Below are 16,256 nucleotides of genomic sequence, written 5' to 3'. Positions count from 1 at the left end.
AACTGGATACCTAGGCTGGACGGGGTATTCACCCCGTCCATAACGTTTTCTTTATTTATACCTTCTATCGCTTCGCCAACCACCGCCAAACATTTCGACGGGGTAACATACCCCGTCGCGCTCAGTTCCGCAAGGCGCATAAAACCGACCGGGATTATCAGTTATGGGAGGAAGGTAGCCATCCACAGTTGATCGAGAATCCCAAAGTCTTGCGACAGAAATTAGATTACATCCACCTCAATCCGGTCAAACGTGGTTTTGTTGATTTGCCGAAGCATTGGCGTTATTCGAGTGCGCGGAATTATCTCGGGCAGGAAGGATTGTTGCCGGTTTATCGGGATTGGTTTTAGCTAACCGCTAGCGCGGATAGTCTGCGTTCCCACGCGGCGCGTGGGAACGAGATAAAATGAGTTTTTAGTGTTATTCGTTGCTATCTGGTTAAAATCCCAATTTTTCAAGTAACCGCCATCCGCATCATGGACAACGACGATATCTATCTTTACGACACCGAACGCCTGCATAGTATTGCTTCCGACGATTTGGTCAAACAAGGCTTGAATTATTTCAATGACAAGCGGGTGATTGGCGTTGCGCCGGAAAACGGCAGAGTCGTAGCGCAAGTTGAAGATGTTAACGAGGAACAATATTGGCTGGAGTTATCGGTCGCGGATGATGGCGGTTTGCAAGTGGCTTGCGATTGTCATGTCGAGCCGACGGTTTGCGTACACGCAGTCGCTGCCCTATACGCTTATGCCGATCAATATGCGCCGCTAGAGGCCGTCGATTTGGGCAGTGCCCTGGATGAGGCGATACAGGAACGTGTGAAAAAAGGCCGCAACGAAGTACGGGTCAAATTGCTCAGCGGTAATCTCGGTTTTGGTGTCTGGCAAGCGACCTCGCTGGTTTCGGCGACGCACTGGCGGCGTTCTTATCAAGTGCAAATTCGTTCATTGGATAAGCGCGTCAATTATTGTACCTGTCCGGATTTGGCCAGCAATCGGCTTGGCACCTGCAAGCATATCGAAGCGGTACTGCATTATGCCAAAAAGCAACCGGATTATAAGCGGCTGAAAGCCGAGGGTTGCCCGGTGTCTTTCGTTTATTTGGCCTGGGAATCGGCTACCCGGCCGGTGCTGCGCTTACAGCGCGGCGCGGAAATGGTCGACGATTTGGCGATAGTGTTGGGTGAGTTTTTTAACCAACAAGACCAGTTCGTAGGCCGTTTGCCGGAAGATTTTTTTCGCTTGTCGCAAACGGTGTATGGGCGTGACGATTTTCTGCTAGGCGACGATGCCGTGCAATATGCCCAGCAATGTGCCGAAGATGCCGCGCAAGCCATGCGTGGGCAAGAAATTCAACAGGCCATTCAACAAAGCAATGGTGTGTTGCCGGGAGTGAAGGTTAAGTTATTTCCCTATCAAGTTGAAGGCGTGGCTTTTTTGGCGTCGCGTGGTCGTGCCTTGCTAGCCGATGACATGGGCTTGGGTAAAACCTTGCAAGCCATCGCTGCCGGTAGTTGGCTGGCAGATCATGCGGCCGTTAAGCGTGTCCTGATTGTTTGTCCGACTTCATTGAAGCATCAGTGGGCACGGGAAATTGCCAAATTTACCGGTCGTGAAGTGCAAGTTCTGCATGGCGGTCCTGATCAACGCGGTGTGCAATATCGGGCTAATGCTTTATTTTTTATCCTCAATTATGAGCTGGTGCTGCGCGATTTATCCATCATCAGTGAGCAACTCAAACCGGATTTGCTGATCTTGGACGAAGCTCAGCGCATCAAAAACTGGCGCACCAAATTGTCGTCCACCATCAAACTGATTCCGGCTCGTTATGTGTTCGTGCTTAGCGGCACGCCGCTGGAAAATCGCCTGGAAGATTTGTACAGTTTGTTGCAACTGGTCGATGCCAGAGTGTTGGGGCCGTTGTGGCGCTGCTTGCTGGATTTTCATATTACCGACGAGCGCGGTAAGGTGATCGGCTATCGTAATCTGTCCGAACTACGTCGCCGTATCAAGCCGGTAGTGTTAAGGCGCGACCGAAGTCTGGTGGCCGATCAATTGCCGGATCGCACCGAGGTGACGCTGGATATTGCCATGGACGTCAAGCAACAGGAACTGCACGACTCTGCTTTGCAAGCGGCCGGCCTGTTGGCGAAAATTGCCAAACGCCGGCCTCTGACGCCCAGCGAGAAAAATCGTATGCTGGCGGCTTTGCAACAGGCGCGCATGGCCTGTAATGCTGCCGGATTGGTGGATAAGGAAACCCAAGGCTCGCCGAAGCTGGAAGAATTAGGGCGTTTGCTGGAAGAGTTGTGTATGCAAAGCAATCGCAAGGCAGTGGTGTTTTCGCAATGGACCATGATGACGGAAATGGTGGAAACGCTGGTGCGCGGCCTGGGCCTGGGGTGTGTGCGACTGCATGGCGGCGTGCCCAGTCATAAGCGCGGCGAGATGATGGAACGTTTTCAGAATGACGATGCCTTGCAGGTTTTCATTTCCACCGACGCCGGCGGCACGGGGTTGAATCTGCAATCCGCGACCGTGCTGATCAACCTGGATATGCCATGGAATCCGGCCATTCTGGATCAACGCATTGCCCGTATTCATCGCCTTGGGCAAAAACACAAGGTGCAGATTTTTATATTGCTGGCTGAGGATTCTTATGAGCAACGGGTTGCTCAGTTGGTGAAAGGTAAACGCGATTTATTTAATAACGTAATCGATCCGGATGCATCTGAAGACACAGTTGGTGTTTCCAAGAAAATGCTGGAGACCTTGATCGACGACTTGGCAGGCGAGGCTGATGGTGTAACCAAAGTCGAAAGCACGCCGAAGCCGGAAGCAGAAACAGCGCAACCGATAACGGAGGCGACCGACCAGGCTACCGCAAAACCCATAGAAACAAACGACCAAGACGACGATACGATTCGGCAGACTGTCAGCGGAATTCAGACAGCCTTTGGTCCGCGCATCGAGCGAGTGCTCGCCAAAGCCGGCGGCTTGCTGGTGGTGGTTGAACAATGGCATGACGAAGATGAACAAGCCGCGCAAGACTTATCGGCTGAAGATTTGCCGGTGGCGGTTATCGATGGCCGTACCTGGCGCAGTTTGCAGCGCTTGGGGCATGCTTCGCCGTTAGCCGAAAGCCGCATTCTGTTCGAAGCCAGCGAAAACAGTCAGCCTGCACAAAATCCATTGCATGATCTGGCTGGGCAAAAACTCCACTCGGCTCAAGTGTTGCTCGAGCAGCAATGCACGGCGGGTGTGATGGATTTATTGGCTTCGGCATTACTAATGAAGTTGGCGGCTCTGAATAATCAAGCGCAAGCGCCGGCAATAACGGAAGCGGCGGTTTGGGTTTATGCCGAGATTGTGCCAAGTGGCCTGTTGACATCAGAGCAGGCAGTCCAAGTGGTGCAGGTGGTATGCTTAAGTTTGGGCAGTAGCCTGCCGGAAATGTTGATTCGGCAAGCCGCGAGTAATGTAGAGCAAATGTTTGCCCAAATGGCATGATGAAGAACGAATAGGAATAGGAGGCAGAATGGCATTGAATACCGCAGTAAGTTATTTAAGCGAAGCCGATTATCTGGCGGGCGAACAGGACGGCGAGATTCGACATGAATTGGTCGATGGGCAGGCCTATGCCATGACCGGTGCAAGTGATTATCACAATAAACTAAGTGGTAACTTGATGTTTGAATTGATGAAGAGTTTAAGGGCTAAGGGGGCGCCTTGCACAGTCTATGTCAATGACATGAAAGTCAAAGTGAAACAGAATTTCTACTATCCCGATGTGATGGTGGTCTGCAACCCTAATGACAAGGTCAACAATTATTACAAGACACAGCCTACGGTGATTGTGGAAGTGCTATCACCCTCTACCCGGCGTTTCGACAAAACCCATAAGCGACAGATGTATCAAACACTGGAAAGCTTGCAGGTATATGTTTTGGTTGACCAGGAACGCGCCGAAATCGAGGTGTTTAACCGGCAAAGCGGTTGGCAGGCCGAATATTTTTATCCTGGCGATAGCATTAATTTTCAATCGATAGACGTAGTGGTGGCGGTGGAAGATATTTATTACCAAGTGGATAACGACGATATGTTGACGTTTTTACAAGCCAAACAAGCCCAAGCTCAAGCTCAAGCTCAAGCTCAAGCTCAAGCTCAAGCTCAAGCTCAAGCTCAAGCTCAAGTATGAAGCCCGCGCATGGTTGAATTAACTTACCCAACAATCAAACACCATGGCGCTATTGATGGCGTCACCGGCTCGTGTCACGAACTCTTCATTGATGCAGATAATTCAGTATTGATTGATTGCGGCTTGTTTCAGGGTGCGGAAGTGTCAGGTACCGGTGCCGGCGCTAATCAATTGGCTATCGATTTTGCCTTGGATAACGTGCGGGCCTTATTGGTGACGCATTGCCATATCGACCATGTCGGACGAATTCCTTATTTGGTTGCTGCGGGTTTTCGCGGGCCAATTTACTGTTCCGAACCGACCGCCAAATTGTTGCCACTGGTATTGGAAGATGCAGTGGCGGTGGGTATCAGTAGAGATCGGCAGCTAATCGAACCCTTTATCGAATTAATTAAAAGCCGCCTTGTCGCCGTGCCTTATGCGCAGTGGCAGGCTGTGACTTTGGCGGCGGATTGCGGCAGTGCGTTGCGGGTTAAATTCAATCCGGCTGGGCATATCTTGGGCTCGGCTTATATCGAGTGCGAGGTAACGACGGGCAAGCAAAAACAACGCATCGTATTTTCCGGCGATCTGGGTGGGCCTTACACGCCGCTGCTGCCGGCACCGAAATCGCCCTATCAGGCCGACGTGCTGGTGCTGGAAAGCACCTATGGCAATCGTTTACATGAAAATCGCAAACAGCGACAAGCCCAGTTGCAGCAATTGATTGGCCGTTGCTTGCAAAACAGCGGGGTGATTTTGATTCCGGCTTTTAGTATCGGCAGAACTCAGGAATTGCTGTACGAACTGGAAGATATCATTCATAGACATAAAACCCAAGCAGTGGCCAAAGGCTTGTTGTGGCAAGAGATGGAAATCATTGTTGATTCGCCGTTGGCCAGTCGATTTACCGAAGTCTATAAGCAGCTTAAACCTTATTGGGATGCGGAAGCCAAGGCAAGGTTGCGCACGGGTCGACATCCATTGGCGTTTGAACAGCTGACTACCGTCAATAACCACCAGGATCATTTGGCGGCGGTGTCTTATCTGCAAAAAACCGCCAAGCCTTGTATTGTGATTGCCGCCGGCGGCATGTGCGCCGGTGGGCGTATCGTTAATTATTTGAAGGCTTTGATAGAAGATAAACGCACCGATATTTTATTGGTGGGTTATCAGGCGGCAGGTACGCCGGGTAGAGATATTCAGCAATACGGACCTAAACACGGTTATGTGGAACTGGACGGTCGCCGCTATACGATTAATGCCGGTGTATATACCTTAAACGGTTATTCTGCGCACGCCGACAGGAATTCTTTGCTACGCTTTGTGAAGGGTATGCGGAACAAACCCAGCCAGATTCGTTTGATTCACGGCGATGATGCGGCGAAGAAGGCTTTACAGCAGGCTTTGATGGGACTTTTTCCAGAAATTCGGGTGTTGATTCCCTAAATGATTATTAGGCCTGGCAAAGCTATTTTGCCGAATTCAGGTGTTAACATATTTGTAAAAGAAGCTTGGTTTGCGTATTCCGGCCTTAGGTTTGTAAGTCGTGTTGGGACGGTTGCTTGTTAAAATGGTTTGAAAACGAAAAGGTACAATCCAGCGCATGTTAAACGGAAAAAACATATTGATAACCGGCGGCACCGGATCGTTCGGTAAAAAATGCACCCAGTTGATCCTGGAACGCTATAGCCCAAAAAGACTGGTGATTTTTTCCAGGGACGAGCTTAAGCAATATGAAATGCGCCAGCTGTTCAATCAAAAGTGCATGCGCTATTTCCTGGGCGATGTCCGGGATCAGAGCCGGCTGAAACGTGGCTTGGAAGATATCGATGTGGTCATACACGCCGCCGCGCTGAAGCAGGTGCCGGCGGCGGAATACAATCCGTTCGAATGCATTAAAACCAATGTGCTGGGTGCGCAGAATCTGATAGAAGCCTGCCTGGATACCGGCGTGCAGCGGGTGGTGGCCTTGTCTACCGATAAGGCGGCCGCGCCGATCAATTTGTATGGGGCTACCAAATTATGTTCGGACAAGCTGTTCGTGGCGGCCAATAATATTGCCGGTTCGCGGGATATTCGCTTTAGCGTGGTGCGCTACGGCAATGTAATGGGCAGCCGAGGTTCAGTAATTCCGTTTTTTCTGGAACAGCGTAAAAAAAGCAGCGTGTTGCCCATCACTGATCCGGAGATGACCCGCTTCAATATCAGTCTGCCGGAAGGGGTGGAAATGGTGTTGTGGGCGATAGAGAATGCCTGGGGCGGCGAAGTGCTGGTGCCCAAAATTCCGTCTTACCGGATTACCGATCTGGCCATGGCCATAGGCCCTGAATGCGAACATAAAATCATTGGGGTGCGGCCCGGCGAAAAAATTCATGAGGAAATGATCACCGAAAGCGACAGTTTCAATACGGTGGATTTAGGGCCTTATTTCGCGATTTTGCCGGCGGGTGCCAAATACAATATGAAAAATTATTGCGCCCGCACCAACGCGCAAAAAGTCGAGCCGGGTTTTCGCTACGATAGCGGCAGTAATGAGCATTTTCTCGGCGTGGACGAATTGCGTACCTTGATAGATAACTTCGTGGCCGATGCCTAAGCCGCGCAGATCGTCATGATTCCTTACGGACGGCAACAGATTTCCGCAGCCGATATTCAGGCCGTCGTCGAGGTATTAAAGTCCGATTTTCTAACCCAGGGGCCCGCCGTGCCGGCATTCGAAAATGCCGTTTCCGCTTATTGCGGTGCCGGCTATGCCGTGGCGGTCAATAGTGCTACTTCCGCGCTGCATCTGGCTTGTCTGGCGTTAGGGGTGCAGGGCGGCGATTACGTCTGGACCAGCCCCATCACGTTTGTGGCCAGCGCCAATTGTGCCTTGTATTGCGGTGCGGAAGTCGATTTTGTCGATATCGATCCCCTGACGTTCAATCTCAGCGTGCAGGCCTTGGAGGAAAAATTGCATTGCGCCGAGCAAAGCGGTCGCTTGCCCAAGGTGATTATTCCGGTGCATTTATGTGGGTTGTCCTGCGATATGCAGGCGATATACCAATTGAGTAAGCGCTACGGTTTTCGCATCATAGAAGACGCTTCTCACGCTATCGGCGGTAAATACCGGGATCAGCCGATCGGCAATTGCCGCTATTCCGACATTAGCGTCTTCAGCTTTCATCCAGTCAAAATCATCACCACGGGCGAAGGCGGCCTGGCCTTGACTAACGATCCTGATCTGGCCAGGCATATGGCTTTGTTGCGCAGCCACGGTATTACCCGTGAAGCGGCGGAAATGACTCATGCGGCCGATGGCCCCTGGTATTACCAGCAAATCGAACTGGGCTTTAATTATCGTATGACCGATATTCAGGCCGCGCTAGGTTTAAGCCAGCTGAGCCGTGTGGATGCTTTTGTCGGCCGCCGCCAGCAACTGGCCGAGTTTTACCGGCAAAATCTGGCCGGTTTGCCGATAGTCGTGCAAAGTCAGCCGGTTGACTGTTATTCGGCCCTGCATCTGTTTGTGATCCGTTTGCCGCTCGGCGATTGGAAAAAGTCGCATCGCGAGGTTTTTTGCCGCTTGCGCGACGCAGAAATAGGCGTCAATCTGCATTACATCCCGGTACATCTACAGCCCTACTACCAACAACGCGGTTTTAAACAGGGCGATTATCCGCAAGCCGAACACTATTATGCGGAGGCGATTACCCTGCCGCTTTATCCAGATTTGTCCGAATCGCAGCAGTTGCAAGTCATCGCAGCATTACGGTCGAGTTTATAGAAATGCATGCCCGGCCCCACATTTATCAAAAGGGAGAATGAGTGAAAATAGCCGTAATTCCCGCCCGCGGCGGCAGCAAACGCATCCCGCGTAAAAATATCAAGGATTTTTGTGGAAAGCCCATGATTGCTTGGTCGATAGATGCAGCGCGGGCTTGCGGGTTGTTCGAGCACATTATCGTTTCCACCGACGATGCCGAAATTGCCGAGGTGGCGAAAACATGGGGTGCGGAAGTACCGTTTATGCGGCCGGTGGCGTTATCCAACGATTATGTCGGCACTCGCGCGGTTACCAAACATGCATTGGAATGGGCGATGGCCGAGTACGGCGATATAGCCTTCATCTGTACGATTTATGCCACGGCGCCGTTTATTAAGGCCACGGATTTGAGTAATGGGTTGGCATTACTAAACGAAACCCAAAAGGCGCTAGCCTTCACGGTGACCGGTTTTCCTTATCCGATTCAACGGGCGCTACGCATCACTGAAACCAATGGAGTGGCCATGTTTCAGCCCGAGCATTTAATGACGCGTTCGCAAGATTTGTTACCCGCCTATCACGATGCCGGACAATTTTACTGGGCGAAGACTTCGGCGATTATTAACGGTATTCCGACTTTTTCGGAACATGCCGCTCCTCTGGTTCTGCCGCATTTTCAGGTGCAGGATATCGATACCGAAGACGACTGGCTGCGTGCCGAGCTGATGTTTAGAGCCTGGGGAGATTTAGCCTTGGCCCAGGAATTAAGCCGGTAATTTAGTGATCATTTTTCGCTGTAACGCCAGCCCGGAGGTTGGTCTGGGACATCTGGTCCGCTGCCGGGCCTTGGCTCAAGAGCTGAAAAGGCAAGGCGAGGCCTGTGTAATGGTAGGCCCTCCGAAAGCTTACGCCAATGCGCAAGATGCGGTATTTATTGAGGATTGGATTGAGGTTGAAACATGGACCTCTTCGGCGCAGGATGCGGCTCAACTGGTAGCGATTGCCAGGGATAAACAGGGCCGCTTTGCGGTGCTGGATGATTACCGGGTCGATGCAGACTATCAGCATGTTCTGAATGCTTCCGGCTTACATTGGTTGCAGTTCGACGGGACTGCCGAAAAACCGTTATGGGCCGATTTAGTGGTCAATGCCAATCCGGCCGTACGCGCCGAGGATTATGCCGAGGTACTTAATAAGCCAGCTGCGCAATTGTTGCTGGGTCCAGGGTATGCCGTTATGCGTGCCGAATTTCCGCCGGCGGCATTGCGCGCGGCGGGTCGTGTTATCGAACGGGTTTTAGTGGCGTTCGGCGGCGGTGATGATAGGGGTGGCATTGAATTTGCATTATCGACATTAATCAAAAATGCGCCGGTTAATTGGCACTTTGTAGTGATTTCGGGTGGGCATAATCCACGCAATCCGCAATTAGCCGGCTGGATTGAGACGCATGGTCAGGGGCGGGTATCGTTATTGATTAATCCCGATAACGTCGCGACAGTAATGGCGGGTTGCGATCTGGCGGTTATGGCGGGGGGTACCAGTATTTACGAGGCGGCCGTTTGCAGATTGCCTATGGTTTTGATCGCCATTGCCGATAACCAGATTCGACCGGCCAAGGCTTGGGCAAACGCCGGTGCGGCGCTTTTCCTGGGTTCCTTGCACGAAGTCGATGCCGAGCGGCTGAGGCTTGCGGTATCGAAATTGGCTGCCGCCGATGCACTTAGGCGTGACATGGCCGTAAAAGCAGCCGAGCTGGTTGACGGTAAAGGTGCGCAACGATTGGCGAGCAAAGTTATAGAGATGGTTAGTACGGAATAGATTTTACGGTCTGCCGACAGGATACGCGGTTGTAAAACAAAAAGACGGGTTGTGTTTTCTTGGCGTGCTTGGACGAATAAATTTTAGTTAACTCAGTAAATTTTCATCATGACTAGTTTAAATTTAAGTGCATGCGGCATTGAAAAAAATCAATATGGTTTCCATGAGTTGGCTTCAAAGCCGTCCGAAGCTGAGCTGAAAGATTATTACGCGAACAAATATTATCAACAATCGATTCAAATGCATCAGCATGCATATAGTGCCGATGATTTGTTATGGAAGCGGAAAAAGCTAGAACAAAAGGCCTGCGTTGCCAAGCAATTTATAGAAAATTCGCCTGGAAAGGGGGCGAAGAAATTTCTGGATGTCGGCGCGGGCGAAGGTTTTGCCATGAGTTACTTTACCGAGGCCGGTTGGGATGCGTCGGGTCTGGATTACAGCAGTTACGGATGTTCCATGCATAATCCTGATATGTTGGAAAAACTGCTTATCGGCGATATTGGCGCTTCTATCGATAGACTCGTCGCGGATGGTGTGAGTTTTGAGCTGATCTTGCTGGACAATATTTTAGAGCATGTGTTGGAGCCGCTGGCGGTTTTGCAAAAAATGCATCATTTGTTGGCGAAAAAGGGCGTATTAATTATCGAGGTTCCGAATGATTTTTCAATGCTGCAGTTGGAACTGATGCGGTTAGGCTGTATCGATAAACCCTTCTGGGTGGTAAAGCCGGATCATATTTCCTATTTCAATGCCGAAGGATTAATGAATATATGCGATGAAGCGGGTTATGCGCAGTTTAAACTGCTTTGCGATTATCCCATCGATTTGGCCCTTTTGAATGAAAACACAAATTACGTGATGCACCCCGGTGCGGGCAAGTCGGTGCATAAAGCCAGAATGCGGGTTGAAAATCTTATTCATGATATATCGATCGATAAAGCCCTTAAATTGTATGAGTCGTTTGCAGAACTCGGGCTGGGCCGCAATTTAATTGGGTTTTTCCATAAAAAGTTAATTTTATAACCTAAGCATATGCCATGAATGAAATCTTAAATAAGCTGGGGCTGCCCCAAGGTTCTACAAAACCCAGAAGCACCGGATTGACCATGGTGTTGGATAAATCGTTAGGTATCCATGCTGCGATTGATTTGGTCGAAACCGCGGCAGACTATATAGACACCATTAAGTTGGGCTGGGGTACATGCGCCTTATATCCCGGCGACGTTTTGATCAAGAAAATAAAAACTTATCGGGATGCGGGAATTAACGTGTGCCCCGGAGGGACTTTTATAGAGTCGATATTCGAATTTGCCGATGTCGATATGATGTTCGATTTATTAAAAGAGTTGGGTTTCAATGCGATAGAGGTTTCTAACGGCATCCACCCGACCATGACGCTAAGCGACAAACAAAATATTATTAAAAAGGCGGTTGCCAAAGGATTTTACACGATTTCGGAAGTCGGGAAAAAATTACCCGAAGAAGACCGGAAAATGACATACAGGCATAGGGTCGAAGAAATTAAGCAGGATATTCAAAGCGGTGTCAGCAAGGTCATTATGGAAGCCAGAGAGTCCGGCACGGTGGGTATCTTTAATTCTGACGGCCGAATTAACTCCGAATTAGCTTACGAACTGTTTCGCAATGTCGATCCGGATAGTGTGTTGTGGGAAGCGCCAACCAAGGAGCAGCAAGTTTGGTTGCTGCAGAATATTGGCTCCAACGTCAATATCGGCAATGTATCGCCGTTCGACGTGTTAAGCCTGGAATCCATGCGGCGAGGCCTGAGAGCGGATACCTTTAGAGACTTTTGTAAGGACAGTCGCAGAGTGTTTCTGGAATTGGGGGTCGGCGGTGCGATTAGGGCGCAAAGAAGAGGCGATGTGGTAGTGGTGGTGGATGCCTTGCGGGCCAGCACCACCATTGAGCAGTGCATCGCCAAGGGTGCTATGGAAGTGATTCCCGTCACCAGCGCCACCGATTTGGTCGGCGAAGTCACAATTGGCGAGCGTGGCGGCTCTAAGTTACCCAATGCGGACTACGGAAATAGTCCTGTTTTAATCGGCTCCGAAAATGTAAAGGGTATGTCTGTGGTCATATCCACCACTAATGGCACCGAATGCATCATGAGCGCCACCGGAAATGATAGTGTGGTTTTGGTTGGCGCGCTGACGAACTGTACTGCGGTGGCTCAGGCAGCTATTGAGATTGCGGCTAAATTGGGAAAAAGCATCACACTGCTTGCCGCCGGTCGAAACAATCAGCCGGCAATTGAAGACAGGGCTGCCGTAACCGAAATCATGAAAAAAATCGGCAACGTGACGCCCCGCGGTGTGTTGGAACCTTATTATAGTAGCGAGTTGGAGAAGGATTTTCTCGAGAGCGATAGCGGCCTTAACTTGGTGTCGTTGGGTTATATGGATGATGTGGTTTTTTGTTCGAGAATCGATATATCCGCAGCCGTGCCTATTTTCGATGGCAAGCGGCTGATCAAATATAACCCTGAAATGTTTCTATGAAACAAAAGTTAATGATCATAGGCGCCGGCCGTGAACAAGTGCCTGCTATCATCAATGCCCGAAAACTGGGGTATGCAACGGTAGTTACGGATATCAATCAGCAGGCGCCGGGCTTTGCATATGCCGATTACTCCGAGGTGGTGAGTACGGCCGATTTCGACGGTAATTTACATGTTGCCAGGCAATATCAAATCCACGGCATTATGACGCTGGGTTCCGAAGTGGCCGTGCCTATTGTTGCCAAGATAGCCCGCATACTGGGTTTGCCGGCTATGTCGGAAGAAACCGCGCTTAAAGCGACCAATAAAAATGCCATGCGCGCTGCTTTTAAAGAATTTGGTGTGCCCAGTCCGGTCAGCGAGGCGGTAAAAACCTTGGTCGAAGCCGAAAACTTCGCCAATCAATTTGGTTACCCGCTTGTGATCAAGCCCAGTAACTCATCTGGTCAGCGCGGTGTTGAAAAAATAGGCGATTGGTCTGTGCTTTGTCAGTGCTTTGATGAGGCGATTAAATATTCAACGGATGGTTACGCCATTGTCGAAACGTTTTATGCCGGGCCGGAAATCAATGTTACCGCTGCGGTTGTGGCGGGACAGATAACCGTCCTGTCGCTTTCGAACCGGGTTACGGCGGCTTCGCCTCATTTTGGTATAGCGGTAGAGCATGTGTTTCCTCCTGATATTTCGGCTCAGCAAGCTAGTGCCGTCAAAGCGGCTTCGATTTTAGCCATTAAGGCGATTGGCCTGAAGAACGGCATCGCCTATCCTCAGGTGGTCGTCGGCAATAATGGCGCTCAGGTAATCGAAATTGCCGCTCGAATACCCGGCGGTTTTATGCGGGAAGTGGGGTTGTATATGTCGGGTATCGATATGATAGACGTGGCAATTAAACTCGCTATGGGTTGTGTTTTTTCGCTGAATGACTGTGTCGGAGTCGATCCCGTTCCTGCATTATCGGTTCGATTTATGACCGAGCTGGATTATCCGATCATAAACAGACCGGTTGCCGATATCGTGGGCACTGGGAATGCAAAAAATTCGCCGGGTATCTTGTTGGTAGATATTAATGCTGGGATAGGGCGGCTTTTGCCATCCCTGAATAGTTCCGCCGCCCGATTCGGCGCAATAATTGCCCAAGGCCAAGATAGGGACGAGGCGCGCCGAAATAGTGCTGCCGCGCTGTCTAAAATTAGTATTCAATTTGTTGATACATGAGCGGATCAACAAACGGTGAAAATCCGGCGATTGTCTGCTGTTCGATGAATAGCCGGGTACCTAAATTATTAAGCGTGGTAACGCCTTGTTTGTACTACATCCATGTGGATAGTGAATGCATATTTCTAATCAAGCCATAGGTAAAGAACAGCCGCCGTTTATTATTGCGGAGATGTCCGGCAATCATAACCAATCTCTGGAGCGGGCATTGGCGATTGTCGATGCCGCAGCTAATGCCGGCGCTCATGCTATTAAGTTGCAAACTTATACTGCGGACACTATGACGCTGGATATAACCGAGGGTGATTTCATAATCAGCGACAGCAGTTCTCTCTGGAAGGGGCAAGCACTGCATTCGCTTTATCAACAAGCCCACACCCCTTGGGAGTGGCATGCGCCCATCATGGCCCGGGCAAAGCAGCATGGCCTGTATTGTTTTAGTTCGCCTTTCGATGAAACGGCAGTGGATTTTCTTGAGACATTGGATGTACCTTGCTACAAAATTGCCTCTTTCGAATGTGTGGACCTGCCGTTGATTCGTAAAGCTGCCGGGACGGGAAAACCGCTTTTAATCTCGACCGGCATGGCGACAATCTCTGAAATTGCCGAAGCTGTCGATACGGCTCGTCAGGCTGGGTGTAAGGAACTGGTTTTGTTTAAATGTACCAGTACATATCCTGCCTCCCCCGCAAATACCAATTTACGCACCATTGCTCATATGAGGGAGTTGTTCGACTGTGAAGTGGGGCTTTCCGACCATACTTTGGGAATCGGTGCGGCAGTAGCAGCGGTAGCGTTTGGTGCGACCGTGATTGAAAAGCATTTTACGCTTGACCGGGCTGAAGGCGGGGTTGACGCTGCTTTTTCGCTGGAGCCGAATGAATTTGCGGGTTTGGTCGCGGAAACCGCGCGCGCTTGGCAAGCTTTAGGTAGCGTCAAATACGGTCCGACCGAGGCCGAGGAAAAAGCGCGTATGCGTCGCCGTTCTCTGTACGTTGCCGAAGACTTGGCGCCTGGCGATGTGCTTACGCCATTAAATATGCGGCGCATTCGGCCGGGGCATGGGCTGCCACCGAAATTCTATGAGCTGCTTTTAGGCCGTAAAGTATCAAAAACTGTGAAGAAGGGCACACCGTTGACGTGGGATATCTTTGAATAACGTTGCCCTCAACGCAGTTGATTTGCCGTGATACGAGCTAAATATTGCGCGAAATTGCTCGGCAAATAGTTGTTTTAATTGGTTTTTTTTATTTTTGATCGGCGATGTGGTATAGGCGCGCGGTCGAGGACAAAAAAAATTTAAAGTATTCCTTGCTACAGACGATAAATAGGTTGAGTTAAATAAATCTTCTTTAATCAATCAAGAAATGCACTGTTTAGGATGTTGTAAGTCTCAAACAGTGTGGAGGGTGACATCATGGCAATGGTAATCAATACAAATATTGCATCGTTGAATAGCCAACGTATGCTAGATAGAACGAATATGTCGTTAAGAACCTCGATGGAGAGGTTGTCTTCAGGTTTGCGAGTAAACTCTGCAAAAGACGATGCCGCGGGTTTAGCGATTGCGGATAGAATGACATCTCAAGTTCGCGGCATGACTGTGGCCATGCGTAATGCGAATGACGGTATTTCGATGGCGCAAACTGCGGAAAGCGCGATGGGCTCAATTACCGAGACTCTGCAACGTATGCGTGACTTGGGTGTGCAAGCGGCTAACAGAGGCGCTGTATCCGACTCTGATCGTCAAAAACTGCAAACCGAATTTAAACAACTCGGGGATGAGATCAACCGTATCATAGAGAACACCGAGTTCAATGGTAAGAAAATCCTCAATGGCAGCTTGGTCGGTGCGATATTTCAAGTGGGCGCGGGTACTTCGGTCAATAACCAAATTTCGATTACCGTTTCAGATTTACAAGGCGTTTCCGGTATCAGTGCAATCGCAGCGGGAGGAGTCTCCATTGGTAGTGGCGCCGCTTCTGCTGATGTGTTGTCCGCTATTAATACTATAGACACTGCGATTGCTAAAATTGATGATTTCCGTGCTACATTGGGTGCCGTGCAAAACCGGTTTACAACCACAATTGGTAATCTGCAATCATCCATCGAAAACCAAAGTGCGGCTCGTTCGAGAATATTGGATGCCGATTTCGCAGTTGAAACATCCAACTTGAGTCGGTCGCAAATATTGCAACAAGCGGGAACGGCGATGTTGGCACAGGCAAACCAATCAACGCAATCAGTGCTTAGTTTGCTTAGATAGACAAGCTAGGAGGGTTACGGTACGCGTGACCTTCCGTTTTTATATGATCAGTATAAGGTGAGCGTCATGAGTAGCGAGATTTCAAATGTGTTGAAGCTATCTCCCGTGACTGTTGTGAATTCTAACAGCAAGCAAGATCTGCAAAATGCCAATCCGTCGGGAGTAACTCAAAAGGTTCAGTCACAAGAGTCTGCGGCTGCTCAGGCCGATCCACAGATTTCTGCTGATGCACAAAGTGAAAAGACTAAAGCGGATGCTACTTTGGGTGCTGTAAAGCAGGCAGTTGATAAAGGTAATAGTATATTTCAGGAAGCGAAGCGTAATCTGCAGTTTGAAGTGGATGATGCTACGAAGGAAGTTGTGGTTAAGATTGTCGACAGCGATAGCGGCGAGGTGGTTAGGCAAATACCCGCGGAGGAAACGCTGGACTTTATAAGACGTATGCAGGAACTGGATGGGCAGCACGGTTCCATGCTTCAGGATCGTGCTTAAAGTCACCGAAAAGGTAAGGG

At 50.0% G+C, this 16,256-nt stretch carries 13 protein-coding genes; all 13 read left to right on the top strand.

Features of this window, described 5'->3' with window-relative positions; genetic code table 11:
• Positions 1 to 476: 476 nt before the first annotated feature.
• The 13 genes from M0R33_RS02220 to M0R33_RS02160 all read left to right on the top strand — a co-directional run bounded on the left by M0R33_RS02220 (position 477) and on the right by M0R33_RS02160 (position 16,236).
• Positions 477 to 3,512, top strand: coding sequence for a DEAD/DEAH box helicase (locus tag M0R33_RS02220; RefSeq protein ID WP_292564397.1), 3,036 nt, complete (start codon positions 477 to 479; stop codon positions 3,510 to 3,512).
• 28 nt (positions 3,513 to 3,540) lie between these two features.
• Complete coding sequence (locus M0R33_RS02215; protein ID WP_292564394.1) at positions 3,541 to 4,200, top strand: Uma2 family endonuclease; 660 nt, start codon at positions 3,541 to 3,543, stop codon at positions 4,198 to 4,200.
• Positions 4,201 to 4,209: 9 nt separating this feature from the next.
• Positions 4,210 to 5,628 carry an MBL fold metallo-hydrolase gene (locus tag M0R33_RS02210; protein WP_292564392.1) on the top strand — a complete coding sequence of 473 codons (1,419 nt, stop codon included), beginning with the start codon at positions 4,210 to 4,212 and terminating at the stop codon, positions 5,626 to 5,628.
• A gap of 157 nt (positions 5,629 to 5,785) precedes the next feature.
• Entirely contained in the window at positions 5,786 to 6,778 is a 993-nt protein-coding gene (gene pseB / locus M0R33_RS02205) for a UDP-N-acetylglucosamine 4,6-dehydratase (inverting) (RefSeq protein WP_292564389.1), read from the top strand.
• Between the two features lie 15 nt (positions 6,779 to 6,793).
• Positions 6,794 to 7,948: a UDP-4-amino-4,6-dideoxy-N-acetyl-beta-L-altrosamine transaminase gene (gene pseC / locus M0R33_RS02200; protein ID WP_292564387.1), complete on the top strand. Its 1,155-nt coding sequence runs from the start codon at positions 6,794 to 6,796 to the stop codon at positions 7,946 to 7,948.
• 41 nt (positions 7,949 to 7,989) lie between these two features.
• Entirely contained in the window at positions 7,990 to 8,703 is a 714-nt protein-coding gene (gene pseF / locus M0R33_RS02195) for a pseudaminic acid cytidylyltransferase (protein ID WP_292564384.1), read from the top strand.
• A 4-nt stretch (positions 8,704 to 8,707) separates the two neighbouring features.
• Positions 8,708 to 9,745: a UDP-2,4-diacetamido-2,4,6-trideoxy-beta-L-altropyranose hydrolase gene (pseG, locus tag M0R33_RS02190; protein ID WP_292564381.1), complete on the top strand. Its 1,038-nt coding sequence runs from the start codon at positions 8,708 to 8,710 to the stop codon at positions 9,743 to 9,745.
• Positions 9,746 to 9,853: 108 nt separating this feature from the next.
• The gene (locus M0R33_RS02185; protein WP_292564378.1) at positions 9,854 to 10,768 is read left to right on the top strand and encodes a class I SAM-dependent methyltransferase; all 915 of its coding nucleotides are present in this window, start codon (positions 9,854 to 9,856) and stop codon (positions 10,766 to 10,768) included.
• A gap of 14 nt (positions 10,769 to 10,782) precedes the next feature.
• Positions 10,783 to 12,264 (top strand): phosphosulfolactate synthase, encoded by a 1,482-nt coding sequence (locus tag M0R33_RS02180; RefSeq protein WP_292564375.1) that lies wholly within the window; start codon positions 10,783 to 10,785, stop codon positions 12,262 to 12,264.
• Complete coding sequence (locus M0R33_RS02175; RefSeq protein ID WP_292564372.1) at positions 12,261 to 13,478, top strand: ATP-grasp domain-containing protein; 1,218 nt, start codon at positions 12,261 to 12,263, stop codon at positions 13,476 to 13,478. The genes M0R33_RS02180 and M0R33_RS02175 overlap by 4 nt, the downstream gene beginning before the upstream one ends.
• A gap of 115 nt (positions 13,479 to 13,593) precedes the next feature.
• Positions 13,594 to 14,637, top strand: a complete 1,044-nt coding sequence (gene pseI / locus M0R33_RS02170) for a pseudaminic acid synthase (RefSeq protein ID WP_292564369.1) — start codon at positions 13,594 to 13,596, stop codon at positions 14,635 to 14,637.
• A gap of 258 nt (positions 14,638 to 14,895) precedes the next feature.
• A complete protein-coding gene (locus M0R33_RS02165; RefSeq protein ID WP_292564366.1) occupies positions 14,896 to 15,744 on the top strand; it encodes a flagellin in 849 nt (282 codons plus the stop codon).
• 66 nt (positions 15,745 to 15,810) lie between these two features.
• Positions 15,811 to 16,236: a flagellar protein FlaG gene (locus tag M0R33_RS02160; protein ID WP_292564363.1), complete on the top strand. Its 426-nt coding sequence runs from the start codon at positions 15,811 to 15,813 to the stop codon at positions 16,234 to 16,236.
• Positions 16,237 to 16,256 lie beyond the last annotated feature (20 nt).

The organism is Methylomonas sp. (assembly GCF_023228165.1).
Lineage (GTDB): Bacteria > Pseudomonadota > Gammaproteobacteria > Methylococcales > Methylomonadaceae > Methylomonas.
Note: the sequence above shows the minus strand (reverse complement) of the source record. Positions and strands in the feature narration are given on the sequence as shown.